This window comes from Methylobacterium sp. Leaf106 (assembly GCF_001422895.1).
In the GTDB taxonomy this organism is placed as follows: Bacteria; Pseudomonadota; Alphaproteobacteria; order Rhizobiales; family Beijerinckiaceae; genus Methylobacterium; species Methylobacterium bullatum.
Window position 1 is genome coordinate 623,716 of record NZ_LMNB01000001.1, and the last position, 26,197, is coordinate 649,912.

The 26,197-nt window shown below is 67.5% G+C and carries 25 protein-coding genes; 13 read left to right on the forward strand and 12 right to left on the reverse strand.

The annotated features are described in order from the left end of the window. Positions 1-13: 13 nt before the first annotated feature. Both ASF34_RS03115 and ASF34_RS03120 read right to left on the reverse strand, forming a co-directional pair. Positions 14-880 (reverse strand): NAD(P)-dependent oxidoreductase, encoded by an 867-nt coding sequence (locus tag ASF34_RS03115; RefSeq protein WP_056158489.1) that lies wholly within the window; start codon positions 878-880, stop codon positions 14-16. Between the two features lie 27 nt (positions 881-907). Further along, positions 908-1,909, reverse strand: a complete 1,002-nt coding sequence (locus tag ASF34_RS03120; protein WP_056158491.1) for an alpha/beta fold hydrolase — start codon at positions 1,907-1,909, stop codon at positions 908-910. 158 nt (positions 1,910-2,067) lie between these two features. Between ASF34_RS03120 and ASF34_RS03125 the strand changes: the two genes are divergently transcribed. Both ASF34_RS03125 and ASF34_RS03130 read left to right on the forward strand, forming a co-directional pair. Then, positions 2,068-3,423: an MFS transporter gene (locus ASF34_RS03125; RefSeq protein ID WP_056158494.1), complete on the forward strand. Its 1,356-nt coding sequence runs from the start codon at positions 2,068-2,070 to the stop codon at positions 3,421-3,423. Positions 3,424-3,489: 66 nt separating this feature from the next. Further along, positions 3,490-4,287, forward strand: a complete 798-nt coding sequence (locus ASF34_RS03130; protein WP_018042486.1) for an SDR family NAD(P)-dependent oxidoreductase — start codon at positions 3,490-3,492, stop codon at positions 4,285-4,287. An 85-nt stretch (positions 4,288-4,372) separates the two neighbouring features. Here the strand turns inward: ASF34_RS03130 and ASF34_RS03135 are convergent, their stop codons facing one another. Then, a complete protein-coding gene (locus tag ASF34_RS03135; protein WP_018042485.1) occupies positions 4,373-4,705 on the reverse strand; it encodes an SWIB/MDM2 domain-containing protein in 333 nt (110 codons plus the stop codon). A gap of 542 nt (positions 4,706-5,247) precedes the next feature. Between ASF34_RS03135 and ASF34_RS23585 the strand changes: the two genes are divergently transcribed. Further along, entirely contained in the window at positions 5,248-5,370 is a 123-nt protein-coding gene (locus ASF34_RS23585; protein ID WP_018042484.1) for a hypothetical protein, read from the forward strand. A gap of 137 nt (positions 5,371-5,507) precedes the next feature. On the opposite strand, the gene ASF34_RS03140 is transcribed toward ASF34_RS23585, so the two are convergent. Further along, positions 5,508-5,885 carry a hypothetical protein gene (locus tag ASF34_RS03140; RefSeq protein WP_018042483.1) on the reverse strand — a complete coding sequence of 126 codons (378 nt, stop codon included), beginning with the start codon at positions 5,883-5,885 and terminating at the stop codon, positions 5,508-5,510. A 385-nt stretch (positions 5,886-6,270) separates the two neighbouring features. On the opposite strand from ASF34_RS03140, the gene ASF34_RS03145 reads away from it, so the two are divergent. The 3 genes from ASF34_RS03145 to ASF34_RS03155 all read left to right on the forward strand — a co-directional run bounded on the left by ASF34_RS03145 (position 6,271) and on the right by ASF34_RS03155 (position 10,258). After that, positions 6,271-6,963 (forward strand): PRC-barrel domain-containing protein, encoded by a 693-nt coding sequence (locus ASF34_RS03145; protein ID WP_443136515.1) that lies wholly within the window; start codon positions 6,271-6,273, stop codon positions 6,961-6,963. Then, on the forward strand, positions 6,960-8,291 hold the full coding sequence (locus ASF34_RS03150) for an MFS transporter (protein ID WP_018042481.1): 1,332 nt from the start codon (positions 6,960-6,962) through the stop codon (positions 8,289-8,291). Before ASF34_RS03145 ends, ASF34_RS03150 begins: the two co-directional genes overlap by 4 nt. 200 nt (positions 8,292-8,491) lie before the next feature. Then, positions 8,492-10,258, forward strand: coding sequence for an ABC transporter ATP-binding protein (locus tag ASF34_RS03155; protein ID WP_056158949.1), 1,767 nt, complete (start codon positions 8,492-8,494; stop codon positions 10,256-10,258). A 178-nt stretch (positions 10,259-10,436) separates the two neighbouring features. Here the strand turns inward: ASF34_RS03155 and ASF34_RS03160 are convergent, their stop codons facing one another. Both ASF34_RS03160 and ASF34_RS03165 read right to left on the reverse strand, forming a co-directional pair. Then, a complete protein-coding gene (locus tag ASF34_RS03160; RefSeq protein WP_026175699.1) occupies positions 10,437-11,912 on the reverse strand; it encodes a M48 family metalloprotease in 1,476 nt (491 codons plus the stop codon). A 5-nt stretch (positions 11,913-11,917) separates the two neighbouring features. Next, entirely contained in the window at positions 11,918-12,727 is an 810-nt protein-coding gene (locus ASF34_RS03165; RefSeq protein ID WP_056158499.1) for a hypothetical protein, read from the reverse strand. Positions 12,728-13,054: 327 nt separating this feature from the next. Between ASF34_RS03165 and ASF34_RS03170 the strand changes: the two genes are divergently transcribed. After that, positions 13,055-14,068 (forward strand): TerC family protein, encoded by a 1,014-nt coding sequence (locus tag ASF34_RS03170; RefSeq protein ID WP_056158501.1) that lies wholly within the window; start codon positions 13,055-13,057, stop codon positions 14,066-14,068. A gap of 184 nt (positions 14,069-14,252) precedes the next feature. Here ASF34_RS03170 and ASF34_RS03175 read toward each other — a convergent pair whose 3' ends face one another. From ASF34_RS03175 to ASF34_RS03185, 3 genes are all read right to left on the reverse strand, one after another. Further along, the gene (locus ASF34_RS03175) at positions 14,253-15,023 is read right to left on the reverse strand and encodes an N-acetylmuramoyl-L-alanine amidase (RefSeq protein WP_056143928.1); all 771 of its coding nucleotides are present in this window, start codon (positions 15,021-15,023) and stop codon (positions 14,253-14,255) included. A gap of 22 nt (positions 15,024-15,045) precedes the next feature. Next, the gene (locus tag ASF34_RS03180; protein ID WP_056158504.1) at positions 15,046-15,771 is read right to left on the reverse strand and encodes a TerB family tellurite resistance protein; all 726 of its coding nucleotides are present in this window, start codon (positions 15,769-15,771) and stop codon (positions 15,046-15,048) included. A 214-nt stretch (positions 15,772-15,985) separates the two neighbouring features. Continuing rightward, positions 15,986-16,255: a hypothetical protein gene (locus tag ASF34_RS03185; RefSeq protein WP_018042474.1), complete on the reverse strand. Its 270-nt coding sequence runs from the start codon at positions 16,253-16,255 to the stop codon at positions 15,986-15,988. Positions 16,256-16,475: 220 nt separating this feature from the next. On the opposite strand from ASF34_RS03185, the gene ASF34_RS21985 reads away from it, so the two are divergent. Beyond that, positions 16,476-17,072, forward strand: a complete 597-nt coding sequence (locus tag ASF34_RS21985; RefSeq protein ID WP_082494055.1) for an urease accessory protein UreE — start codon at positions 16,476-16,478, stop codon at positions 17,070-17,072. A 297-nt stretch (positions 17,073-17,369) separates the two neighbouring features. Here ASF34_RS21985 and ASF34_RS23300 read toward each other — a convergent pair whose 3' ends face one another. The 3 genes from ASF34_RS23300 to ASF34_RS03210 all read right to left on the reverse strand — a co-directional run bounded on the left by ASF34_RS23300 (position 17,370) and on the right by ASF34_RS03210 (position 19,410). Beyond that, positions 17,370-17,981, reverse strand: coding sequence for a phosphatase PAP2 family protein (locus ASF34_RS23300; protein WP_056158513.1), 612 nt, complete (start codon positions 17,979-17,981; stop codon positions 17,370-17,372). Positions 17,982-18,227: 246 nt separating this feature from the next. Then, positions 18,228-18,446 carry a hypothetical protein gene (locus tag ASF34_RS03205; protein WP_018042472.1) on the reverse strand — a complete coding sequence of 73 codons (219 nt, stop codon included), beginning with the start codon at positions 18,444-18,446 and terminating at the stop codon, positions 18,228-18,230. Positions 18,447-18,888: 442 nt separating this feature from the next. Beyond that, positions 18,889-19,410: a MarR family winged helix-turn-helix transcriptional regulator gene (locus ASF34_RS03210; RefSeq protein ID WP_018042471.1), complete on the reverse strand. Its 522-nt coding sequence runs from the start codon at positions 19,408-19,410 to the stop codon at positions 18,889-18,891. 151 nt (positions 19,411-19,561) lie between these two features. On the opposite strand from ASF34_RS03210, the gene ASF34_RS03215 reads away from it, so the two are divergent. From ASF34_RS03215 to ASF34_RS03235, 5 genes are read left to right on the forward strand one after another with little or no spacing between them, the layout of a single operon-like run. Next, entirely contained in the window at positions 19,562-20,836 is a 1,275-nt protein-coding gene (locus ASF34_RS03215) for an amidohydrolase/deacetylase family metallohydrolase (protein WP_056158516.1), read from the forward strand. A 26-nt stretch (positions 20,837-20,862) separates the two neighbouring features. Beyond that, the gene (locus ASF34_RS03220) at positions 20,863-21,729 is read left to right on the forward strand and encodes an alpha/beta hydrolase (RefSeq protein WP_056158518.1); all 867 of its coding nucleotides are present in this window, start codon (positions 20,863-20,865) and stop codon (positions 21,727-21,729) included. Then, positions 21,726-24,098 (forward strand): xanthine dehydrogenase family protein molybdopterin-binding subunit, encoded by a 2,373-nt coding sequence (locus ASF34_RS03225; RefSeq protein ID WP_056158522.1) that lies wholly within the window; start codon positions 21,726-21,728, stop codon positions 24,096-24,098. Before ASF34_RS03220 ends, ASF34_RS03225 begins: the two co-directional genes overlap by 4 nt. Then, complete coding sequence (locus ASF34_RS03230) at positions 24,095-24,970, forward strand: FAD binding domain-containing protein (protein ID WP_056158524.1); 876 nt, start codon at positions 24,095-24,097, stop codon at positions 24,968-24,970. The genes ASF34_RS03225 and ASF34_RS03230 overlap by 4 nt, the downstream gene beginning before the upstream one ends. Beyond that, positions 24,967-26,190: a xanthine dehydrogenase family Fe-S subunit gene (locus tag ASF34_RS03235; protein ID WP_056158527.1), complete on the forward strand. Its 1,224-nt coding sequence runs from the start codon at positions 24,967-24,969 to the stop codon at positions 26,188-26,190. Before ASF34_RS03230 ends, ASF34_RS03235 begins: the two co-directional genes overlap by 4 nt. Positions 26,191-26,197 lie beyond the last annotated feature (7 nt).

A 26,197-nucleotide genomic window follows, 5' to 3' on the forward strand; every position in this document is an offset into this window, starting at 1 on the left:
AGCGGGTCTGCCTTCAACGCCCGCTTCGCCGCGCCGAGACCAGCGCCAGGGCGGCGAGATCCTTGTCGCCGTCGCCGTGGCTGACGGCGTCGATGAGGGTGTCGCGCAGCACGCTGGCGAAAGGCATCGGTACGCCGGCCTGGCCCGATGCCGCGAGGGCGAGGCCGATATCCTTCAGGCCAAGCCGCAGACCGAAGCCCGGTGGCTCGTAGCGCCCGGCGGCGATTGAGGCGCCGTAGCCCTTGTAGACCGGCGAGGCGAAGAGCGTGTTGGTGAGAAGGTCGAGGAGATCGGCACCGGCGACGCCATGCCCCTCGGCGAAAGCGGCGGCTTCGCCCATGGCCTCGATGGCCGCGATCAGCATGAAGTTGCCCGCGAGCTTCACCGCATTGGCCCGGTACGGCTCGGTTCCGAAGGGCCATGTCTTCGTGCCGAGGGCGTCGAGCAGCGGTTGCGCCGTCGCGATGATGGAAGGGTCTCCCGCGACGACGATGTTCAGGGCACCGTTCTGCGCCACGTCCGGCCTGCCGAAGACGGGGGCGGCGATATAGGGCACGCCCGCCCGCTCGTGGATCGCGGTGAGTTCCTGCGCGAGCCCCACCGAGATCGTGCTCATGCTGAGATGCAGGCCGGGCCGGGTGCCGGAATCGAGAAGCCCGCCCTCCACGATCACCGAACGCAGGGCCGCGTCGTCGGCGAGCATGGTGATCGCAGCATCCCCGGTGAAGGCGTCCGCCGCGCTATGCACGACCGTCACCCCGTCGAGACCGTCGGCGGCCGATGCGGTCCGGTTCCAGACCCTCACCCGATGACCGCCCCGGATGAGGCTCTGAACCATGCCCCGGCCCATCCGGCCCAACCCGATCACGCCGACATCCATCTGAGTGTTCCCTTAGTTTGTCTCGGCTCAATGGCCGTTGAGGAATTCGAGCATCGTGGCGTTGAAGCGATCGGTCGCTTCAATATGGACGAGGTGGCCGATGCCGTCGAAGACGACGGCGCGCCCATCGGGCATCCGTGCCGCCAGGGCTCTGGCATGGCCGGCATTGTCGCCCATGGCGGCGCGCAGGTTCTCGGGGGCGAAGGGCTTGCCAGGCGCGTTGCGGTCGTTCGCGCCCATGATGAACAGGGTCGGCGCGGCGATCAGCGGGATCTCGTGCACCACCGGCTGTCCCCAGATGATCTGGTAGGAATTGACGAAGGATTGGAGCCAGCGCGGATACTCGCCTGAGCCTTTGACGCGCTCGCGGATCGACACGAAGGGCTCGATCGCCGAGGAGGGAAGCGACAGCGCGTAGTTCGTCGTCAGCTGGCGCCGGTAGACGTCCCCGGTGACACCGCCCTCGATCCGCAGAAGCGTGTCGTTGGAAACCGGCGGGACGGTGAAGCGATAATCCTCGAGACCGATCGGCGCTTCGAGGACGAGGCTGTTCACCCGGCTCGGCGCGTTTCGGGCGAGGCGGGCGGCCAGCATACCGCCCATGGAATGGGCGACCACGTCGACACGTGGAAGGTTCAAGGAATCGAGGAGTGCCAGCGTTTCCGCCGCCATCACGTCGAAGCTGAACGGTCCCACCGGCTTCGATGATTTGCCGAAGCCGAGTTGGTCGGGAACGACCACGCGGTAGCCCGCACCGGCCAGCGCGCCGATCACCGGCTCCCAGTAACTCGACGGGAAATTGCGGCCGTGCAGCAACAGCACTGTGCGTCCATTTGGCGTCCCGGTCGGCGTGACATCCATATAGGCGAGACGCTGGCGCTCGTTGTCCCGTGTCAGGTCGAGGAGCCAGACCGGATAGGGATAGGCGAACCCTTCGAGCCCGATCCCGAGAGGGCCTGTATCCTCGGCTCGCACGGCGGCGGGCGACAGCGCGAGCAGGCAGCCGAGCAGGAGTGTCGCCAGACGCATGTCAATTCTCCGAAGGGGGTAACGATGCCGCCCCCCTTGCCGAGGGGTGACATAGGGCACTTGCCGAAGCGAGCAGGGATCGTCCACGGCTTTGTGCGATGACGCACGAGGCAATTCCCCCTGGCGGCGGCACGACCGGGCCGGTCCCCGATAAACCGATGGACGGCCTGCCGGTGCGCGAACGCATGCTGGCGCTCCTCGCCATCGGACTCGCCATGACCATGGCGGTGCTGGACGGGGCCATCGTCAACGTGGCCCTTCCGGCCATGGCGAAGGATCTCGGGGTCAGCCCGGCCTCGGCGATCTTCGTGGTCAACGGCTTCCAGATCGCGGTGACAGCATCGCTGCTGCCGCTGGCCTCCCTCGGCGACATCCTCGGCTATCGGAAGGTCTATCTCGGCGGCCTCGTCCTGTTCGTCGCGGCATCCCTCGCCTGCGCTCTTTCCACATCCCTGCCCGGGCTCATCGTCGCGCGCATCACCCAGGGGTTCGGCGCCGCCGGGATCATGAGCGTGAACATCGCCCTGGTGCGGTTCATCTACCCGCACCGCATGATCGGCCGGGGCGTCGGCAACGTCGCTCTCATCGTCGCCATGGCTTCCGCTACCGGCCCCACCGTGGCCGCCGCGATCCTGTCCGTGGCGACTTGGCCCTGGCTGTTCCTGGTCAACCTGCCCGTCGGCCTCGTGGCCCTGGCGGTGGCGGCGCGGACCCTGCCGGTGACGCCGGTGAGCGGGGCGCGGTTCGACGTCCCGAGCGCGATCCTCAACGCCCTCACCTTCGGCCTTCTCATCATCGGGCTCGATGGAATCGGCGAGGCGAACGGGCGCTGGCTCGCCCTGGCGGAGATCGCAGCCGGGCTCGCGGTCGGCACCGTGTTCGTGCGGTATCAGGCGCGGCTCACGACGCCCCTGCTACCGGTGGATCTGCTGCGCATTCCCGCCTTCGCCCTGTCGATGGTGACCTCCATCGCCTCGTTCGGGGCGCAGATGATGGCCTATGTCGCCCTGCCCTTCTATTTCCAGGATGCGCTGCACCTCTCGGCTACCGAGACCGGCTTCCTGATGACGCCCTGGCCCATCGCCATCGCCATCACGGCGCCGATATCCGGCCGCCTCGCCGACCGGTACGCGCCGGGTGTTCTCGGCGGAATCGGGCTGGCGCTCATGTCCGGTGGCATCGCGGCGCTGGCGCTGCTCCCCGCCGCCCCGTCCCTCCTAGATATCGCCTGGCGGCTGACCGTCTGCGGCGTCGGCTTCGGGCTGTTCCAATCGCCCAACAACAAGGTGATCGTCACCAGCGCACCACGCTCGCGCAGCGGCGGAGCCAGCGGCATGCAATCGACGGCGCGGCTGACCGGGCAGTCGCTGGGCGCGGCCCTCGTCGCCGTCATTTTCGGGCTCACCCACGCCAGCGGCACGGCGGTCTCCATCGGAACCGCTCTGTGGTGCGCTTGCGCCATGGCAGCGGCGGGTGCCGTCTCCAGCATCATGCGGCGCCAGCCGACGGGCTGATCCACCGAACGCAGCCACCCATCGCCTCGGGCGTTGATCCACGAGGCTGCCAACGGAGGAACATTCATGGACATGAATCTGAAGGGGCGACGTGCGCTGGTGACCGGCTCGACCGGCGGCATCGGCTACGGCATCGCCAAGGCCCTTGCCGGAATGGGTGCAACCGTCGCCGTCAACGGGCGCACACCGGACCGGGTCCGGGCGGCGATCGCGCGCTTGACCGAGGAAACCGGCACGACCTGCTTCATCGCGGCGCCCGGCGACATCGCCACGGCGAGCGGTGCGGAGGCGGTGGTGAAGGGTTTGCCGGCCGTCGATATCCTGGTGAACAACACCGGCATCTTCGAGCCGAAGCCGTTCTTCGAGATACCCGACGAGGATTGGCTTCGCTTCTACGAGACCAACGTCATGAGCGGCATCCGCCTCTCCCGCGCCTACACGCCGGGCATGGTCGCGGCGGGATGGGGGCGGGTCGTCTTCATCTCCAGCGAGTCCGGCCTGAACATTCCGGTGGAGATGGTGCATTACGGCATGACGAAGACGGCGCAGCTCGCCGTATCACGCGGCCTCGCCGAGACCGTGGCCGGAAGCGGGGTAACGGTCAACAGCGTGCTTCCCGGTCCGACCCTCTCGGAGGGTGTCGCGGACTTCATGGCGAAAATGGCGAAGGATACCGGCGAGGTCGACCTCGACAAGCTGGGACGGGACTTCGTCGCCGAGCACCGCTCCACCTCGCTGATCGGTCGCCTCGCGACGGTGGAGGAGGTCGCCAGCATGGTGGCCTATATTTGCAGCCCGGCCGCGAGCGCCACCAGCGGCGCCGCCCTGCGTGTGGATGGCGGGGTCATCCGGCACATCGCCTGAGGCCGACCCACCCGAACCGGGAACGGCCGTATCGCCGTCTCGAAGAGCCTGCCCGGCGCTGTCGAAGCGCCGGGCCGCATCGGCGTCAGGCCGACTTGAGATGGGCCGCGAGGTGCTTGTTCATCTCGAACATGGTGCACTTGTCCTTGCCGAAGACCTTCTTCAGCTTGTCGTCGGCCAGGATCTCGCGCTTGTTCTCCGGGTTCTGGAGATTGTGCTTCTTGATGTATTCCCAGACCTTGCTGACGACCTCGCCACGCGGAAGCGCTGCGGCGCCGACCACGGCTGCGAGTTCCTCGGAGGGCTTCAGCGGCTGCTGCAGCGCGTTCGGCTTGGCGGCGCCTTCGGCCTTCGGAGCAGCGGCCTTCTTGGCGGCGGCCGGCTTTTCGGCTGCCTTGGTGGTGGTTTTGGTTGCCATGAGTTCCTCCGGAATTTGGCTTCGAGCGCCGTCACGCCCACGGCCAGGGGCCTCGGAGCGCATAGCTGCAACAACTAAGCGGTGCTGAGAGCGTTCCAAGAGGGAATCACGTAGACCCACCGCCCATCCACAGAAGGGACGGGGATAACGGGGACCCTGCAGCCCTTTCGATCATCGATCACACACAATCTCCGTGGCATGGGCGGTCGCCAGTGCAGCCACGCTTCGGAGCAAGCCGACGAGACGTCATTGCGGCCGTGGACCGGAGATTTTTCCGAAAAGCTTCACGCTAACAACGGCTTGTGTGGCTGCCGGCACGGCCGAGGGGGATTCGCGCCACCGACGCGTCATCCGGCTCAAAGCAATGCGGCCGGTGCGAAGCGCGTGGGCTGACGACGGCGTCCCGAAGCATCGAGGGCCTGTTCTGACCGCCAGGCGCGAGGATGGAATTTTTTTCGACCGACCGTCATCGAGGACGCAGGCGCATCGCCCGACCGGGACAATGCAACGATCCCTTAAACTCGATGAGGAACACTCCGCGCATGATCATCGCAGTCGTTGCCCTCACCATCGTCGCTTCCGGCGCGTTCCTCGCTGGTCTTGCCGGACTCGTCGCCGCCGAGAGTCGGGGCGAAGCCGACACACGTGGCGCCGACCTGATCTGACCGTCAAGATCACGCTTTCCTCATGCAGCGTTTCCGCCGTGCGGAAGAAGCCGTTGCAGTGCCTTTCACGAAACTCCCGCATCGCCGCCCGGCCGGAAACGGAAGGCGGCGATGACCGGGAGTTTCGCGAGCGTTCCTCAGAACTTGCCGCCGAGGCCGACGCTGCCGCCCGAGCCCATCTGCGGAGCGAGACCACCGGAGCTCGACCGGCTGGTCGTATCGCCTTCGATATCCTCGCGGCGGATACGCCGCTCCGACTCCGCCTGCGAGCGGGCTTGGCCACCGGCCGATTTCGGCAGGTCGAGCCGCCGCGTCGGCGCCGTCTGCAGAGGCACGCCATCGGGGTCCACTTCGGCCGCCCGCGGGCGCTGGGCTCCGGGAACCGAGCCACGCATGGACGGCGGAGGCCCCACTTCGCTCTCGGGCATGACGCCTGAATTGCCGGACAGCGCCTGACATCCGCCCAGGGCCGCCGCGATGAGCGCCACGGCGCAGACGTTCGACGGGATACGCATCGACTTGATCCTCAAAAGTATTCCACCCTGGTTCGCGCGGGTGGTCCGGCACGCTTGCGCGCATCTCTACGATGCACAAAAGGCGAAAACCAGACGATCGCAGGGCGTTTGTCACACCTCCCCCCTCGACCTGAGGGAAAATTCGGGGTGATCGTCCACCGGTTCGTCTGGACACCCCCCATACTCCACGCCACCATGGCCGCGACGGTCCGGTTCTTGCCAACTCGACATCGCGGCGAGCCGCATCGTCGCCGATCGACCCGCCCTCATCCACAACTTCGCCTTGGTCCGCCCTCATACGCCGTCCGTCCCATGGCAGGTGGGAACTCATCGGAATGGCTCAGGTTGAGCGGGAGCCGGCGAGATGCTTCTTCGGGGAACGCACGTGTTCAGAACTGTCCGGATGGTCGCCGCCGCGTCGATCACCCTTTGGGCCGCCGCCGCCGCAGCGGCGGAGGGCAACGCCCCGGTCAACGGCCCGGCGAGCGAAGCAGCACCGGCCGCGCCCGCCGCGCCTCCTGCCCCGCCGCCCGCACCGGCCCCGCAGCCTGCGGCGCCGCCGGCTGCGCCAACGGCCACCGCACCCGTACTGCCGACCGGCACGCCGGCCACGGTCCTGGACACCCAGGATTACGAGGGCGTGCTCGGCAAGGGCGTCCGCAGTTCCACCGGCGAGGATATGGGGCGGATCATCGACATCATCCTCGACAAGGACGGTCGCCCGCGCGCCGCCATCATCGATTTCGGCGGCTTCCTCGGTGTCGGCTCCCGCAAGATCGCCGTGGATTGGCGGTCCATGCGGTTCTCGCCCGATGGCAAGCCGAGCCGCCTCGTCCTTCAGTTGAGCCGCAACCAGGTGCGCGTCTCGCCGGAGTACAAGCCGGGAGATCCGATCGTTGTCCTCGGTCCGGCCAGCCCCAGCGTTCCGCCCGATGGCGAGCCGGCTCCTGCGACCGCGTCGAGCCAGGTTCCGGCGGCCCAGCCCGCGGCGCCGGTCCAGGCTCCGGTGGCGCCGCCGCCGAGCGCTGCACCCTCTCCCGCGCCCGACAAGCCGGGTGAGAAAACGCCGGACAAATGACGGCATCCCGCTCGCAGAATCGACGCGTCATCAAGCCCCGTGAATTGCCGCGATCGGAGTTCCGGCCGCGCGGGGCTCTTCGACGCGACGCCTATGCCGAGAAGCCCGGAGAGGGTTCCACCGACATGCAGGCTGGTTCGGTGAGGAGCAGCCGGGGGCTCGACGCCTTTGCGTTCTTTGTCGCGAACCTCCAGACCGGATTCGGTCCGTTTCTCGCCGTGTACTTCACGCAGGCGCAGTGGACGCAATCCGACATCGGTTTCGCCCTGACCGTCGGGAGCCTCGTGAGCCTGCTCGGCCAGGTGCCGGGCGGTGCCTTCGTCGACGCCGTCCGCTCGCGACGCTTCGCGGCGGGGCTCTCGGTGGTGGCGATCTCGCTCAGCGCCTTCGCTCTCGCCATGTGGCCGAGCTTCCTCATCGTCCTCCTCGCGATGGCGGCCCATTCCGCGGCGAGTTGTATTCTCACACCGGCCATCGCGGCCATCAGCATCGGCCTCGTCGGCCATAAGCGAGCCGGTGAGCGGCTCGGGCGCAATGCCAGCTTCTCGGCGCTCGGCAACGCCGTCGCTGCGGCGCTGATGGGGGCCTGCGGCTACTACCTGTCGAACGACGCGGTGTTCTACCTCACCGCTTTCCTCATGATCCCGACCCTGATCGCGCTCTCGTTCATTCGCCCTGGCGCGGTGCCGCTTCAGGCACGCCAGGGCGAGACGGTGGAATCCGGCCCCAAGGAAAGCGCGCTGAAGGCCATCGTCACCAACCGCGCCCTGCTGTGCTTTGCCGCCTGCATGACCCTGTTCTTCCTCGCCAACGCCGCCATGCTGCCGCTGGTGGGCAGCATGCTGACCTTGCGGGCCAGCGAGACCGCCACGGCGCTCATCGCCGCCTGCATCGTGGTGCCCCAGGTCGTCCTGGCGATCTCCGGACCTGCCGTCGGACGGGCCGCAGAGAAGTGGGGGCGACGCCCCCTCCTTCTCATCGGCTTCGCCGCCCTGCCGATCCGCGGGCTGCTGTTCGCCTATACCGACAGCCCGGAACTCCTCGTCGCGATCCAGGTCTTCGACGGCGTCTCGGCGGCCGTGTTCGGGGTCATGGTGCCCCTCGTGGTCTCCGACGTCACGCGCGGCACCGGACGGTTCAATCTCGCCCTCGGTGCGGTCGGAACCGCCATGGGCATCGGCGCCGCCCTGTCGACGTCACTGGCCGGAATCATGGCCGATCATCTCGGTAGTCACAGCGCCTTCCTCGGCCTCGCGATCGTCGGTCTCGCCGGCTTCGCGCTGCTTGCCCTGATCATGCCGGAAACCCGTCAGGCCGAGGTGGTCTGAAGGGTGGGACGGCACCGAATTCGCTTGCCGCTCAACACCCGTTCAGGTTTCCTCTCTACAAACGGGCAAGCTTGACGGTCGCCCGCAACGCTTGGACGAGATTAGCGTTGCGACCTATAAGTTCACGGTTCCGTGCGGCCTGCTTGCGGGATCGCGCGAGCATCCGTCAGTTAAAAACGAGCACTGGGATGGTCACCCATATGGAAGACCTCTGCGTCTACGCCGACAGGCCCTTCGCGTTCGTCGCCCGCTATCTCAAGCGGCGGGCACTGCCGCATCTGGTGATCCTCTGCGCCGTCCTCGGAGCCGTCGCGTTCTCGGTGAGTACCGATTACGCACTCAAGGGCGTCGTCGATGCCCTCAGCAAGGGACCCGACGCGGGCTTGATCTGGGGGGCGCTGGCGATCCTCATCGCCTTCATCGCCGCCGACAACATGCTCTGGCGCGTGGCGAGTCTCGTCGGGTCCTTCACCTTCGTGGGTGTGACGGGTGATATCCGCCGCGATCTGTTCCGGCACATGACCGGCCACTCGCCGTCCTTCTTCGCCGACCGGCAGCCGGGCACCCTGGCCTCGCGCATCACGGCGACCTCGAACGCGATCTTCACGGTCGAGAACATGTTCGTGTTCAACGTGATGCCGCCCTGCGTCGCGGCCTTCCTGTCGATCATCTATATCGGCACCGTGAATCTCACCATGGCGGGCGTCCTGGCCGGCATCTTCGCCGCCGTCGTCGTCCTGATGTTCAAGATGGCGGCTGCGGGAAAGCCGCTCCACCACGACTTCGCCGCCAAGGCAGCCAGCGTCGACGGCGAGATGGTGGACCTCGTCGGCAACATGCCGCTCGTCCGGGCCTTCTCGGCGTTCAAGCGGGAGTACAAGCGCTTCGACGGCACGATCGGCGTCGAGATGCGCTCGCGCCGGTCGTCGCTGCTCTACCTGGAGAAACTGCGGATCGTTCACGCGATCCTGACGGTCTTTGCCGTGCTCGGACTGCTCTATTGGGCCATCATCATGTGGGAAGCCGGCCAGGCGACGAATGGACAGGTGGTCCTCGTCTGCACCCTCGGCATCCGCATCCTCGCCGCCACCCGCGACCTGGCCGTGGCCCTGGTGGATGCGACCCAGCATACCGCCCGTCTATCGGAGGCCCTGCATACCCTGCTTCAGCCGCACGACCTGATCGACCATCCGGAGGCCATGCCGCTGTCGGGAACGGGCGCCGAGATCGATTTCGATCACGTGGCCTTCTCCTATCCCGATGGGCGCGCGGTGTTCACGGACTTCAACGTGAAGATCGAAGCCGGCCAGCGCATCGGCCTCGTGGGCAAGTCGGGCGGCGGCAAGTCGACCCTGTTCTCGCTGCTCCAGCGCTTCTACGAGGTTCAGGGCGGGAAGATCCTGCTCAACGGCCAGGACATCAACCGCGTGACCCAGGACTCGTTGCGCGAGGCCATCACCGTGGTGCCGCAGGACGTCTCGATGTTCCACCGGACCCTGCGCGAGAACATCCGCTACGGCCGGCCGGACGCATCGGACGATGATGTCTGGAAGGCCGCCGCGGCGGCGCATTGCACCGATTTCATCGAGGCACTGCCGGAAGGTTTCGACACCATAGTGGGCGACCGGGGCGTGAAGCTGTCCGGCGGTCAGCGCCAGCGTATCGCCATCGCCCGCGCGATCCTGAAGGATTCGCCGATTCTCCTGCTCGACGAGGCCACCTCGGCCCTCGACGCGGATTCCGAGGAGGCGATCCGGCACGCTTTGGCCAACCTGATGAAGGGCCGCACCGTCATCGCGATCGCACATCGTCTCTCGACGCTGAAGGATTTCGACCGGATCGTGGTGCTGGAAGGCGGGCGCATCATCCAGGACGGCTCACCGGACAAGCTCACCCATCTCGACGGGTTCTATCGCGAGTTGATGAAGAAGGAATCGATGTCGATGGCGGCTTTGGCCGCCGCCTGACCGATCAGGCGAATGGAGACACCTCAGACCCCCCGATCGCGCGGATGAGAGAAGCCGCGCGATCGGGCTCTTGAAAAATCACCGCACCCTCAACCATTCGGGGGGTATGGGAAATGCCGGTGGCGTCATTCAACGCTATTGTAAGGCGGGCCTCGCGCGCGGCTTCGCCCGTGTCTCGTTACTCGACCACGAGCTTGTAGCTTTGTCCCGCACGGATGACGGCGCCCCTCTCCAGCTCGTTGAGCACGAGGAACCGGTCCAGGGGACGATCCGGCACGACCATCCTGCGTGCCATCTCGTCGGCCGTATCGGCCGGTCCGGCGGTCACCACCTGGATGCGCAACGGGCGCAGGGATTTCACCTCGTCGGGGCCGACGCCGGACAGGCTTTCGGTCCAGCGCCGGAACGCACCGTCGGGATCCGTGCTGCCCTTGGCGGCCATGATCATGCGGAAGGTCGTCTCTCCGACCCGGACGGCAGCGAGGCGGAAGGTCCAGTCCTTGCCGCGCGACATCGCGGTCACCGCCGAGTTGCCGGCGACCATGCGGTTCTCCACCGAACTCGCCTCGATGCTGTCGCTCCACGTGGCGCGCAGCACCTCCTCCAGGCTCTGGCCCACATGGCTTTCGACCTGATCGAACAGGAGGCGGCGGCTCCCCTCCCCCGTGGCACCGAGGACGGCGTTCCGCGTGTTCTCGATGGTGAACCCCTCCGGCACCTCGAAGGCGATGCCGAGGCTCGGATGGAGAAAGCGGCGGCCCTTGACGATGCCGTCGCCCGGATTGTCGCCATAGGCGATCCCGTCGATGGCGGCGAGGTAACGGGCGCGTTCATCGACGCCGAGGCCGGGCGCGCCGATGAGACGCGCGGCTCGGGTGACGAGGTTGATCCGTTCGCTCGTGCCCGGATGAGTGGCGAGCATGTCGGGCTCGCCGGCCATGCCCGTCCCGGTCTTCATGTTGGTGGTGCGGTTGAGGGAGTTGAGGAACCGCCCCGCGCCGAACGGATCGTAGCCCGCACGGGCAAGCGTCCGCACGCCGATCCCATCGGCCTCGAGCTCCTGATCGCGGGAGAAGCGGGCCAGGGCGAATTTCGACTGGTTCTGGAGTTGCGCGCCGGTGGCCGGATCGTTGAGGACGTCGGCGACCACCCGGCTCACCAGTTGGGAGCGCAGGGCGAGCTCGGTACGGGCCGTGGCATGGCGCAGGGTGACGTGGGCGATCTCATGGGCGAGGACGGCGGCGATCTCCGACGTATCGCTGGCGAGCGCCAGCAAGCCTCTCGTCACGTAGAGACGGCCATTCGGCAGCGCGAAGGCGTTGATGACCGGCGAATCGAGCAGCGTGACCGCGTAGGTCTCCTCGGGACGATCGGTGGCCTTCACCAACCGGTCGGTCACCTCGGTCAGCAGGCGCAGAGCCGCCGGCGAGCGGTATTCCCCGCCGAACGACGCCACGAGCTTGGCGTGGTCGGCATCGGATGCGGTGCGCTCCCGGCCGGTGGTCCGAGGCGCCTCGACGGGCACCTTGATCGCCGCCGGCTGCAGGACCACGCCGCTCTGGTCGGAACTGCAACCGGTCAGAATGAGCGTCGAGACGAGCAGCCCGGTTCGGACCGCTCCATATCCGCGATGTCGTGTCTGCCCCCCGCTCATACCGTTCAGCGCCGAAGCGTCCGCTCCTCATCCAGAACTTCGATCATGTCTGCGCTCGCGATGTCGAGGGTGGGGCCGCGCCACGCTTCCACGATTCCCCGAACCCGGACGATGCGCCCCCGCAGGGTCGCCATATTCAGACCACGTTCGCGCAGCCGCCGCCAAGTGCGCTTCGACACGGTGACCGTCAAGCCATCCTCGCCTCGTTTGGCGAAGTCGAGATAGGTCCGCGCCGGACGCTCGCCGACATTCACGACCCGGCCCTGCGCCACGATGAAACGCCCCGTGGCCTCACGCAACGCGGCACCGTCCCGGCCCTCGCGGACACCAGCCCGCCACAGGCCGCGGGCCGCCGCCCGAGCCCCGGATTCCAGGGTCAGCAACGCCGGCCGGCAGAGCGTATCGCGTTCCCCAGCGTCGGCATAAGCGAGCCCCTCCTCGATCAAACCACCGGCCAGGTCGATGGCTTCGTCGGAGACGGCCGCATCCACATGCATACGGCCCCAGCGGTCGATCTCCCCGCGCGGTACGAGGGTCAGCGTACGGTACCGATGGTCGAGCATCCAGGCACGCGCGGCGCCGTCATCCTCCACCGGCCAACGGATCCCGTCGAGAACGGCGCGATCACCCGATGCCAGGATCATCTCGCCACGCTCCCCGAGCCCGGCGAGCGCCTCCTGTCGCGTCGGCCCACCCACGCATTCGGGCGCCACGGACCGCGCCGCTTCGGCACGCGCCGCCCCGGCGAGAACCAGCGCCATGCTCGCTGTCCTCAGGATGCGTTCGATCCGCCGCCCGATCATCACGCGCTGCATCCTCGCCCATCCGGATCCGAACCGGAGCAACCAGATACCATTCTGGGGCTTCGCATCGCGGCAAAACAAGGAAACGAGGGCAGGACCGGGTGGTTTGCCCCGTCATGCGGCCAGTAAGCCACACCGTAAGCCACGCAGGCGGACGCGGCCGAACTCCCTTGCGCGACAAGGGCCTTCGACGCTGCCGGGACATCCCTTGATTCCCGTCCCTGCGGATCCCAAGTGACGGCAATCGGCTGCGGGCCCCTCTGGCGGATGCGCGTCTACGCCTTCCGTGATGTCGGAGCCGATGCTTTCCTGCGTTTCGCAAAGCATCGACGGTCCCGAATGGTCGACTTTCTCTTCATCGAATGGCTCGGCAAGCCTGTCTGGATGTGGCTCGGCTTCCACGCCCTGGTCGCGGGCCTTCTCGCCTTCGATCTCGGCCTGTTGCACCGGGACAAGGACCACGAGATCGGCGTGAAGGAGAGCCTTCTCCTCACCGCGTTCTATTTCAGCCTTGGCTTGGCCTTCGGGGGCTGGATCTGGTGGTATTTCGGTGCTCAGCCCGCCCAGGAATATGTCGCCGGCCTCGTGGTCGAGAAGTCGTTGTCCATGGACAACGTTTTCGTCATCGCCGTCATTCTCACGTCCCTCGGCATTCCCCGCGCCGCCCAGCACCGGGTTCTCGTCTGGGGCATCCTCGCCGCGGTTCTCCTGCGCGGTCTGATGATCGGGCTCGGTGCCGCCCTCGTGCATCAGGCGGCCTGGGTGCTGTCGATCTTCGCCGCCTTCCTGATCTTCGCCGGTTTGAAGATGCTGTTCGGAAAGGAAGAGGAGGCCGGCGACATCCAGGACAACGCCATGGTGCGGATGCTGCGCAAGGTGATGCGCATCACGCCCGAAATGCATGGCCAACGCTTCGTCGTCCGTAAGCCGGATCCCGAGACCGGGAAGTCGGTGCTGTGGTTCACGCCTCTCGCCCTCGGCCTGATTCTCGTGAACGGTGCCGACGTGATCTTCGCCGTCGATAGTGTCCCGGCCATCTTCGCCATCACCACGGACACCTTCGTCGTCTACACCTCGAACATCTTTGCGATTCTCGGCCTGCGCGCTCTGTATTTCGCCCTTGCCGCGATGGTCGACCGTTTCGCCTACCTGAAGACGGCCCTCGCTTTCATTCTCATCTTCATCGGCACCAAGATCGTGGTCGCAGACACGTTCGACCTCTTCCACGTACCGCCGTGGGTATCCCTGGCGGTCACGCTCGTGCTGCTCGCCGGTGGCGTCGCCTACAGCCTGTGGCGCACGCGGGACGTGGCAAAGCACGAGGGTAGGGACAGGGTGTCGCAACGCGCCTGAGCAGATGGCCTTCGTCGTCCATCCACCTACTCCTGCGTCCTGTCGAGCGAGCCAAGCGACGGGGCCGCACAAGGGCACCGGGCATGGACCGATCGACGTCGTTTCATGGCGTCGCCGGTGCGAATGGCTGCCACACCACGTGCGTCGTACGATGCAAGCCGTATCCCGCGCGGCGGCGCGCCGCTCAGCGTGACGGCAATCCGGCCAGGAGATCCCGCAACGTCGTGATCGTGGATGCATCGGCGACGCCGTCCACGCGCTCCTGCCTGAATCTGCGCTGGAAGGCGGTGATCACGGCTTTCGTTCGCGGGTCGAAGATCCCGGTCACCGGAATGTCGTAGCCAAAGAGCGCGAACATCGCTTGAAGCGCCTCGATCGGTTGGCCTGCATCCCCCTCGGCGAAGAAGCGGCCGTCGCGAATGGGCGCCGCCGGCACGTGATGCCCCACCCCGGCTGCCGCCAGGCGATCCCAGGGGAAATGCTCGCCGGGATCCTCCTTGCGTTCCGGCGCCACGTCGGAATGCGCCAGCACGTGCCACGGTGCGATGCCCCAGCGGGCGATGATGTCCCGGGAAAGCGCGATCACCGCGTCGATCTGTTTGGACGGGTAAGGCGGCAAGCCGCCGACATGCCCGCCATTGACGATCTCGATTCCGATGGAGCGCGAATTGATGTCTCGCTCCAGCCCGGAGGCCGTGCGCCCCCATACACCGGCCCCCGCATGCCAGGCGCGGCGCGATTCCGGCACCATCTGGATCACTCGTCCGTCCTCCAGCACGACGTAATGCGCCGATACCTCGGAGATCGGGTTCGCGAGACGCTGCAGGGCAGCGGCCGCGCTCTCCATTCCGGTGTAGTGCAGGAGCAGCATGGTTGGCGGACCGCCCCTGCGCTCGCCGTGGTTGGGCGACGGCATCACGCTGGTCGCCACCGGACTTTCCGGAATAGGCTTCATGAGGCAGCTCTCCCGTTGCGTGTCAGCGCAGCCCTCGCTCGGCGGCGATCCGGTCATAGGCGGCATTGATCGCGGCGAGCCGCGCGGTGGCGATCTTCACCGCCTCGGGCGGAACGCCGCGGGCGATCGCCCGGTCCGGGTGGTTCTCCATGACGAGGGCACGATGCCGGGCTTTCGCCTCCGCGTCCGTCACCTCGTGGTCGAGGTCGAGCACGAGATAGGGGTCGTCGGCGAGGCGCACGTGCCGGGCGGCAATGCGCCGGAAGGCTACGTCGTCGAACCCGAAAGTTTCGGCGACGGCACGCAGGTAGCGTTCTTCCGCCTCATGGATCGCACCATCGGCCTTGGCGATATGGAACAGGCCGTCGAGCACGTCTTCCAGCAACGCCGGTTCATCCTGAAACGCCGTTGCCATCTGTCGCGCATAGGCCTCGAACCCTGCCGAGGTGCCTTTGGCGAGGTCGAACAGGCGCTGGACCCCGGCCTTCTCCCGTTCGCTCACCTGGACCACTTTGGCGAAGGCCTCGATTTCGGAAGGCGTCACCACCCCATCGGATTTCGCCATCTTGGCCGCGAGCGCCACGAGGCCGGTCGTGAAGACCACGTCCTTCGGCGTCGCGCCGAACAAGGCCCCTTCCCGATCCACCAGGAAGTGACCGGCGACTCCGCCCACCAGCCCGCCGATCGGTCCACCGATGGCGAGGCCGATCCCCGCGCCGCCGAGCTTGCCCCAGATGCCGACGCTCACGCCGCGCCACCATCGTCAGCGACAGCAGCGTTTGGGCGAAGGGGATAGAAAAGGTCTTGAGGCAGCATCGGCATCGCAGCGCATCGTCCACCGGCCATCCGCCGGGTCAGCCCCGCATACGGCAATTTCCGCCTGCTCGTCCTGTCTCCGAGACATGAAAAAGGGCCGAGGCATGCGCCCCGGCCCTCCGCTTCTCCCAAACGGGAGAACGATGTCAGCGGCAGTACACGTCGCCGTAAGCGTCGCGATACGTGCCGTATGGGCAGCGCGGAGCCGTGCCGGCACCGATGATCGCGCCGCTGGCTCCGCCGATGGCCGCACCGGCCAGAGCGCCGCCCGCACGACCGGTGGCAGCGCCGCCGATGGCCGCACCGGCCAGGGCGCCGAGACCGGCGCCGCCAAGAGCACGATCCTGCGGCGTATTGCAGGCGCCGAGGGAGAGGGCGAGAGCCCCGGCGAGGGTAGCGGCAATGAGCTTCTTCATGGTCCCGAGACTCCCTTGTGCGTTTTGTGGCCCGGCTTATCGCCGTGGTGACCTTGCGCAACGTAGCTTAGCCATTCCGTTCGTGGAATGCACCACGTGAGGAAACGGTTCCAGCCACGCTTTCCGTTCAGGCAGAAAACCCTCTACTGATGCACGCCAGACACCTCGGGCGCCCCTCGCCGGACGCCCGGACAAAACCCAGGACCGTTTCGAGGAAGCCATGCTGCGTGCCACCGCCATCGTCCGCAAAGCCGCCATTCGCCCGGATTCCGTGGCGGATACCGTGACTCTCGACCATGCGGAACGCCAGGGAGCAGCCGCGATCCTCACCGGCGCGGGCGGTGTGAGTTTCACTCTGGCGCTGGCGAAGGCTGCCTCCATCGAGGACGGTGACGCGTTTCGTCTCGAAGACGGGCGCCTGGTGACCGTTCGCGCTGCGGCGGAATCCTTGCTCGAAGTACGGGCGGAGAATCCGGCTCGCCTGCTGCGGTTGGCCTGGCAGCTCGGCGGCAACCACGTCCCGGCGGAGATCGGTGCAGACGTCCTCTATGTACCCGCGACCTCGGCCAATTCCGAACTGATCCGTGGGCAGGGTTGCGCCGCGACCCCGGTTTCGCGGGCTTTCAAGCCCGAACGCGAGGCTCACGACCACAGTCAGTGCGGTCACGACCATGCTCACGACCACGGGCACGATCATTCGCATGCGCACGATCACGGGCATGCACACGACCATGCGGATCACGGCCACGCAAATCACGGCCACGCAAATCACGGCCATGCCCATGTGCATGGCCCCGATTGCAAGCACGATCACTGAGGCGGGCAGGGGAAGCGGTCGCCGCACAATTGAAACCGAGTTGCGTCTCTTTCATACGGACACCATGACACCCAGCGATATCCGTTTCTCGGTCGCGCCGATGATGGATTGGACGAATTGATGCTTTCTGCAGAGGAGAAAGTGGGGGGCAACACGTCATGCTGTAAAAAATGCTGTAGCGTAGGCAGGCTAAGGCGCGCCTTGAGGACACGGTTAGCGTTTGTACCGAGTCGTTTCGGCGCGAGCTGAAAAGCGGGTGAGGAAGGGGGCGAGAGCCGCGTGTCCCCGGACTCTCGATCAGAAACGCGCCTTCCGGCGGTGGCCCGTGAGCCTGTTGACCGCAGACTCTGCAGCGACACCGATGAGGGCGCCCGTCAGCACGTCCGCGGGGAAATGCGCCCCGCGCAGAACTTGAGCTGCAACGACGCCCGACGCGGCGACATATGCAGCACTCTTCACATCTGGATAGGAGCGAACGGCGGCGCAGGCGACGGCAGCACTCAGGGCGGAGTGCCCGGAGGGGAAGGATTGCCACGGCCCATTGCTGGTTCCGGGCCACCCGCGCGCGTAGACCCCCTCGTCCATTAGGACGTTTGGACGTGTCCGATGCACCGTGCGCTTCATACTCGTTTTCACGACGCTTGCCAGAATACCGGCTTGGAGCATGTGTCGGCCTGCCTCAGCGAGGCGGCGGTCGCGCTTCACCATACCCAAAGCCAAAGTGCCAGCTGACAGAGCTAGCAGTGACTTCCAGCTTCCAATTTCGCTAGCTAGCCCCAATGCGCGAACGGCAGGATGATCCTTGGCGCCGGCGAGCCTCAGCCCCAACGTCACGTCTGCAGCCTCGAATCGACGGGCGGCAGTGGCAGGTTGTGAGTGCGGCATTCGAAACGGAGGTGGCGCAAGCATGGCCGTAAACGCACGCCCTTGAAAATCGTTCGCGTCTACGCTGATGGGCAAAAGCGCTTAGACTTTTACGGGGACGTGATCCCCTCTCCGAAGGCATTGCTGGACGGCCGAAGTACGGAAGAGAAAGGGGACGCGTGGCATGCGGTTTAGGGATGTCGGACCCGATCCTGGACTCGGTGTTGCAATCGTCATCGCGATGGCGGTGACCATCGCTCTCGGGTTCATATTTGGGCTTATCGGGTGATGTCATGAGAATGCCACAGGTGCTGACGTTGGACACCGATCAAAGTAACCATTGCGCTGGAACAAGCACTCGGCTCTCTCCTCGCCCTGGGCCGCCCCGTTCGGGCCGCCCGCCTCCAACTCCATCTGCCGCTCGGCCGAAAAGCCGATGATCGCGCTCAGCAAATCCGCGTCCGGGCTCTGCTCCATGAGACCGCTTAGGGGCATCGTCTCGTCGGTCATCAGGGGGCTCTCGGGCTCGCGGTTGGCAGTCGCAATCGGACCCCGCCCGGCAACCGCCAATGACCATCCCGCGCGCTACATCACCGCCCGGGACACGCCCTCAGCATCCTGCCGACGGTCCAGTGGATGGTTTTATCACCGCCCTACATAACTGCCTTCCGAGACAAGTAAAAAATAAAATTGCGCTGATCTGCAGGGCGACCAATCGGTAATAACCAGTGTTATGGTTTGATCTTCGTGAATAAATAGACAGAGGCGGATGATCAATATCTTTGGCGCGGCAAGACATCGATAGGCATCTGAAGCGCGACCGGACCGATTGGAGGCTCCACAATGGGTCGATCACTCGTGGGAACGGGATTGCCCGGCCCCGCGACGATGCCTGCGCGTTCACAGTCGCGAGCTTCATCGAGACACGGATGCGGCGGACGTTGTACGGCAATCACCCCAGCAACTCATCTTTGCCCCGACGCTGTTGGTTGGCTGCAGTGATCTTCTTCATCAGGCGGATCAGGGTCGCTTGCTCGTCTTCCGAGAGGGATTCGAGCGTCGCGTCGTGCGCCTGTCGTGCGGCCGCCTCCATCCGGCTCAGCAAGACGCGGCCGGCCTGAGTCAACCGGCAGCGTTGAGAGCGCCGGTCGGTCGGTGAAGCAGAGCGTTCGACGAATCCGCGTGCTTCCAGACGTTTGATGGCGCCGGTCGTCGTCGTACGGTCGAGAGCCACAGCATTGGCTAAGGTTGTCTGATCCGCTTCGCCGCATTCTGCCAGCAAAGAGAGCAGGCTGTACTGCAGCGGAGTGATACGGAAAGCGCCACAACGCTCTGAAAAGAGGCTGACGTGAATCTGATGAAGGCGCCGGATGAGAAATCCCGGCCGCTCCGGCAAAAGCCAATGCGTCCCGAGGGGCTGAAGAGCCTCTGGTGATGGCGCCGCATCCGCTTCAGCCAGCCCGCTTTCGTTCATCCGCGTCCCGTCTCCCCTTCTCGATCCGAAGCCCGGACGGTTCCTGGCACGTATCATGCCTTTGCAGATATACGAAGCATGCTTCGCATTTCCTTGGTCACGTCCGTGCGAGGCAAGGCGAAGGCCGACGCGCGACGATGGAGGAGACGAGATGGACGCTGGTCGCTACGACATGCTGCTGCGCGGCGGACGAGTCATCTGCCCGGTTTCCGGCATCGACGGCATCAAGGACGTCGCGATCCGTGACGGGCGGATCGCCGCCGTCGAGGACCACATCGTCCCCTCCTCGTCGACCGAGGTGGTGAACGTCCAGGGCAAGCTGGTGCTGCCGGGGATGATCGACACCCACGGCCACGTCTACCAATACGTCACCGGCCGGTTCGGCCTGCCGCCGGACATGGTCGGCGTGCGCTCGGGGGTAACGACGGTCATCGACCAGGGCGGCGCGTCCTGCATGACCCTGCCGGGCTTTCGCCACTTCGTCTCCGAGAAGGCCGAGACCCGGATCTACGCCTTCCTCTCCGCCTATCTGGTCGGCGGCCTCGAAGGTCACTTCTATCCGAACCTCTACAGCCCGGACGGAGTCGACATCGACGCCACGGTGAAGTCGGCGGTGGAGAACCGCGACCTCGTGCGCGGCATCAAGGGGCACGCCGAGATCGGGGGCTTCGCCCGCTGGGGCATCAAGGTGATGGAGATGGCGGCCGAGATCAGCCGCCGGGCCGACCTGCCGCTCTACGTGCATTTCGGCCAACTCTGGGGCCTGCCCGAGAGCGGCGCCAACGGCGAGGACGCCAACACCATCATGGAGCGGGTGATCCCGCTTCTGCGCCCCGGGGATTTCCTCGCCCACCCGTTCACCCGGCATCCGGGCGGCTTCATCAACGAGGAGGGGGTGGTTCACCCGATCATCCGGGCGGCGATGGACGCCGGCCTCCGGGTGGATGTCGGGCATGGCAGCCACTTCTCCTATCGGGTGGCCCGCGCCTCCCTGCCGGCGGGCGTCGTGCCCTACACGCTGGGCGCCGACATGCACGGCTACAACACCGAGGTGCCGCGGCCGGCGGGTACGCCCGACGAGCACCACGACGACGAGAACCACCCCTTCCTGGGCCAGGCCCGCTTCAGCCTGACCCAGGCCATGAGTTCGATGATGGCTTTGGGCCTCAGCCTCGAGGAGGTGGTGCCCATGGTGACGAATCATCCGGCCGAGATGCTGGGCCTGTCCGACCGGATCGGCGCCCTGACGCCGGGCTTCGCCGCCGACGTCTCGGTGCTGCACGACCATCGCGGTCGCTTCCTGTTGCGCGACAACGAGGACACCCAGGTCATCGCCCAGCGCCTGCTGCAGCCGGCCTTCTGCCTGCGCGCCGGCCGCCGCTTCGACGCCGACTCGCCGATCCTGCCCAGCGCCATCGCAGCCTGACCCCGGCACTCGAAGGAGACGACCGCATGAGGGCCGATCCGTCCCCGCTGCCGCCCGACCCCCGGCACGATTGGTCCCGCCTCGACCGGGCGGCGCGCGATGCTGCCTACGACAACAACGCGGCGGTGCCCGATGCCGCGGCCCAGGCGGCCGCGCGCAACGTGGCCTCCGCCGCCTACCGCGCCGCGCATCCGGGCGCTCTCGACATCCCCTATGCGTCGGCGCCGCGCACGGCCCTAGACCTCTATCCGGCGAAAAACCCGGCGGCGCCCTGTCTCATCTTCATCCATGGCGGCTACTGGCAGCGCAATTCCCGTGACCTGTTCGCCTGCTTCACCGAAGGCCCCGCCGCCGCCGGCTGGTCCGTGGCGATGCCGGGCCACACCCTCGCCCCCGAGGCGAGCCTGACCCGGATCGTCGAGGAGATCGGCTTGTGCCTCGACTGGCTGGCCGAGCACGGGCCGGCGCATGGCGTTGCCGGTCCCTTGGTGATCGCCGGCTGGTCGGCGGGGGCGCATCTCGCGGCGATGCAGCTCCATCATCCGGCCGTTGTGGCGGGGCTCGCGATTTCGGGCGTCTACGAACTCGGGCCCATCCGTGACACCAGCCTGAACGATGCCCTCTCACTCACGGACGCTGAGGTCGCGGCCTTGTCGCCCTTGCGCCTGCCGGTGGTGGGAAAGCCCTTGGCCATCGCCTACGGCACAGCCGAGCGCCCAGCCCTCGTCCACGATGCCCGCGACTTCCACGCCCTGCGTAGCGCCCACCACGCGCCGGGGCCACTCGTCTCTGTCGCGGGGGCCGAACACTTCTCGATCTTGAACGAACTGCGTCGTCCCGGCGGCGTGCTGGTGCGCGCCGCGATCGATCTCATCGAGGGGAGACACGCATGAGCGACGCGATCCTGCTCACCGAGGGCGTCGGCGCCCGCCTGCCCCGCAAGGAAGACGACCGCCTGATGCGCGGGCGCGGACACTATGTCGGCGACCTGCGCCTGCCCGGCCTGCAGGATGTCGCCTTCGTCCGCAGCCCCCTGGCGCATGCCCGCATCCGGGCGATCCACGTACCTGACGCGTTTCGCGGGCAAGTGTTCACGGCGGCCGACCTCGCGGGCGTGCAGCCGATCCGGGCCGTCTCGGGGCTCGCCGGCTTCAAGGTCTCCGAGCAGCCGGTCCTCGCCAAGGACAAGGTCCGGCAGGTCGGGGAATTGCTGGCGATCTGCCTCGCGCCGACGCGGGCGCAAGCCGAAGACATCGCCGCCGCCATCGTCCTCGACCTCGAGGAGCTTCCGGCCGTGCACGACATGCTCGCCGCCCGCGAGCCCGGCTCCCCCCTGGTCCACGAGCATTGGGGCGACAACGTCTTTCTTGAGACCCTGGTCGATGTGAATTTCACTTCGGCGCTCGACGCTCCGATCAAGGTCTCGCGCACCATCTCCACCGGACGCCAGTGCATGGCGCCCATCGAGGGGCGGGGCACGGTGGTGCATCTCGACCACCGCATGGACCAGCTCGTGGTCCACACGGCGAGCCAGATGCCGCACATCGTGCGCAACGGCCTCTCCGAATGTCTCGGCATCGAGCAGGGGCGCCTGCGCATTGTCTCTCCCGATGTGGGCGGCGGCTTCGGCTACAAGGCGATCTTGCTCGCCGAGGATGTCTGCCTCGCCTGGCTGGCGCTCCGCGTAGGCCACCCCGTGCGCTGGCTGGAGGATCGGCGCGAGCATCTCACGGCCAACGCCAATTGCCGCGAGCACCATTATCGCATCACGGCCTATGCGGAGCGGGACGGCACCCTCCGGGGAATCGATTGCGAGGCTACCGTCGATTCCGGTGCCTACTCGGCCTACCCGTTCTCCGCCTGCCTGGAGGCCGCGCAGGTGGCGAGCATCCTGCCCGGCCCCTACGGCTTCCCGGCCTATCGCTGTCGAACTTGGTCGGTTGCCACCAACAAGTGCCCGATCCTGCCCTATCGCGGGGTCGCCCGGACCGGCGTGTGCTTCGCCATGGAACTGATCCTCGACGCGGTCGCGGCCGAGGTGGGCATCGAGCCCTGGACGGTGCGCGAGAAAAACCTCGTGCGGGCGGAGCAGATGCCCTTCGACAACATCACCGCCAAGCATTTCGACAGCGGCGACTACCCGCAGGCGCTGAAACGCGCCCTAAAAGCCATCGACGTCGATGCCGTACGGGCGCGCCAGCGGATCCCCGAGGCCGACGGACGCCGCATCGGCCTCGGGCTCTCGATCTATTGCGAGCAGGCGGCGCACGGCACCTCGGTCTATTCCGGCTGGGGCATCCCCATGGTGCCGGGCCACGAGCAGGCGGGTGCGCGGCTCACCCCCGATGGCGGGCTCGAACTCCGGATCGGCGCGCATTCGCACGGGCAGGGATTGGAGACGACCCTGGCGCAGGTGGCGCACGAGATCCTCGGGGTGCCGGTGGCGCGGACGCGCCTCGTCCATGGCGACACCGCGATGACACCGTATTCCACCGGTTCCTGGGGATCGCGCGTCATGGTGATGGCCGGCGGCGCCGTGGCGGCGGCCTGCCGCGAACTCAGCTTGCGGGCGCTCCGCATTGGGGCACACCTGCTCCAGGCCGACCCGGCGGCCTGCCGCTTCGAGGCGGGGCGCGTCATCGGCCCCTCGGGCGATGTCGGCCTCGCGCAGATCGCCCACACCTGGTACCGGCGCCCGCAGGATCTCGCCCTCGACGTCGATCCGGGTGGTCTCGAAGTCACCGCCGGCTACAAGCCGCAACGCGATTCCGGCACCTTCTCCTACGCGGCCCACGCGGCCCTCGTCGCCGTGGACCCCGATTTAGGGGCGGTGGAAATCCTCGACTACGTCATCGTCGAGGATGGCGGCACCCTCGTGAACCCGCTGGTGGTGGACGGCCAGATCTATGGCGGCCTCGCGCAGGGGATCGGTACGGCCCTCTACGAGGAGATGCGCTTCGATTCCCGGGGCCAGCCGCTGGCCTCCACCTTCGCCGACTACCTCCTGCCGGGGCCGGCGGAGGTGCCCGAACCTCGCATCGACCACATGGAGACCCCCTCCCCCTACACGCAGTTCGGCGTGAAGGGGATCGGCGAGGGCGGGGCCATCGCGCCCCCGGCCGCGCTCGCCAACGCCATCAACGACGCCCTGCGCCCGCTGGGCGTGGCGATGCTGCATGCGCCGGTGAGCCAGCATCGGATCGTCGAGGCCGTGCTGGAGGCCCGCGACGCGGCCTCTGCCCGCAGCCGGGAGGCCGCATGAAGCCCGCCCGTTTCGCCTATGAGCGCCCCGGCGATCTGCCCGCCCTGCTCGCCCGGCTCGCCACCGCCGAGGGCAGCGTGAAGCTGATGGCCGGGGGGCAATCCCTCGGACCGATGCTGAACCTGCGCCTCGTCGAACCCGACCTCGTCCTCGACATCACGGGCATCCCCGAGCTGCGCCGGGCGTCCGTCGAGGGCGAGACCCTGGTGCTCGGCGCTTGCGTCACCCACGCGGATATCGAGGACGGGCGCGTCCCCGACGTCACCGGCGGCGCCATGGCGCGGGTGGCGATGGCCATCGCCTACCGGCCGGTGCGCAATCGCGGCACCATCGGCGGCTCCCTCGTCCATGCCGATCCGGCCGCCGACTGGGTCACGTCGCTGATCGCCCTCGGCGCCGAAGTCGAACTGGCCTCGGCCTCCGGCCGCCGCCGGCTGGCCCTGGAGGACTTCGTCACCGGCGCCCTCGACGTGGCCCTGGCGCCCGGCGAAATGCTGGTCGCCGTGCGGATTCCCGCCCTCCCTCCCGGTACCGCCTGGGGCTACGTCAAGCATTGCTCCAAGATCGGCGAGTTCGCCCACGCCATCGGGGCCGTGCGGATCGAGCCCCATGCCGGGCGCGGCCGCGTGGTGATCGGCGCCATCGAGCGTGCGCCCCTCGTGATCGCGGACGCATCCGAGCTGTTCGGCGGCCGGATCGGCCCCGACTTCGCCGAACGCTTCGATGCCCGGGCGGCCGATGCGCTCCTGCGCGGGGCCGGGATGGCCGACGCCGTCGACCGCCACGTCCACGTCACCGTTCTGGCGCGCGCCATCGCGCAGGCGGCCGCTGCGCCGCCGTCCCTCACACGCACAGTCGGCGAGGCCGCATGAGCACCGCATCGTTCGCCCTCCGCGACGAGAGCCCGCCCCTCACCCTTACCGTCAACGGCCGGGCGCGGAGCCTTCGGGCCGAGCCGCGCACCCATCTCGCCGACGTCCTGCGCGACACCCTCGACCTCACTGGAACCCATCTCGGCTGCGAGCACGGAATCTGCGGCGCCTGCACGGTGCTCCTCGACGGCGAGCCGGCGCGGGCCTGCCTGACCTTCTCCGGCGCCTGCGCGGGCGCCGAGGTGACCACCATCGAAGGGCTCGACGACGACCCCGTCACTGGAGAGTTGCGCGCCGCCTTCAACCGCGAGCACGCCCTTCAGTGCGGCTACTGCACGCCCGGCATGCTCATCGCCGCCCGCGACCTCGTCCTGCGCCTGCCGGACGCCGACGAGCGCCGCATCCGTGCCGGCCTCTCGGGCAATCTATGCCGCTGCACCGGTTATGTCGGCATCGTCCGGGCGGTGCGCGGCGTCATCGCCGAGCGTCGCGCCCGCGGCATCGGGCCGACGACCGGCGGACAGCGCGGCCTCGGCCCCGTCGGCGCGCGCCTCGGCACATCGTCCGGCCCGGCATCGGATGCGGCCCGCACGCCCCTACGGCCCGTCGCGCAGGCCGAGACCGCACCGTCGATTGCCGATCTCGACGGCGATTTCGTGCCCGCGCACCGGTTCGACCAGGCCTTCACCGTGGCGCACCCGCCCGACACCGTTTTCGCCTTGTTCGGCGACGTCGAGGCCGTGGCCGCCTGCCTGCCCGGCGCCATGCTGACGGGCCAGCCGACTCCGGACGCCGTCGAGGGCGCGCTTCAAGTGCGGATCGGGCCGATCGCCGCGCGCTTTCGGGGTCGCGCCCGGATCTTTCGCGATGAGGCGGCTCGCACGGGTCGCATCCTCGGCGCCGGCAGCGACGCGGGCGGACGCTCCGCCACGCAGGGCGAGATCCGCTACCGCGTCGGACCGGGCGAGATCCCCGGTACCGCCCGGATCGATCTCGCCGTCGGCTACACCCTCAAGGGACCGCTGGCGCAGTTCGGGCGGCCGGGGCTCGTGCGCGACCTCGCCGGACGCCTCGGGGCGGAGTTCGCCGCGAACCTCGAAGCCCGGCTCTCGGGTGCCCCGGCCCCGGCGGCCCCGGGCCTAAACCCCGTGCGCCTGCTCCTCACGATGCTGACGACCTCCCTGCGCCGGCGCCTCGCCGCATGGGGCCGCCGTCCCTGACCGTCGC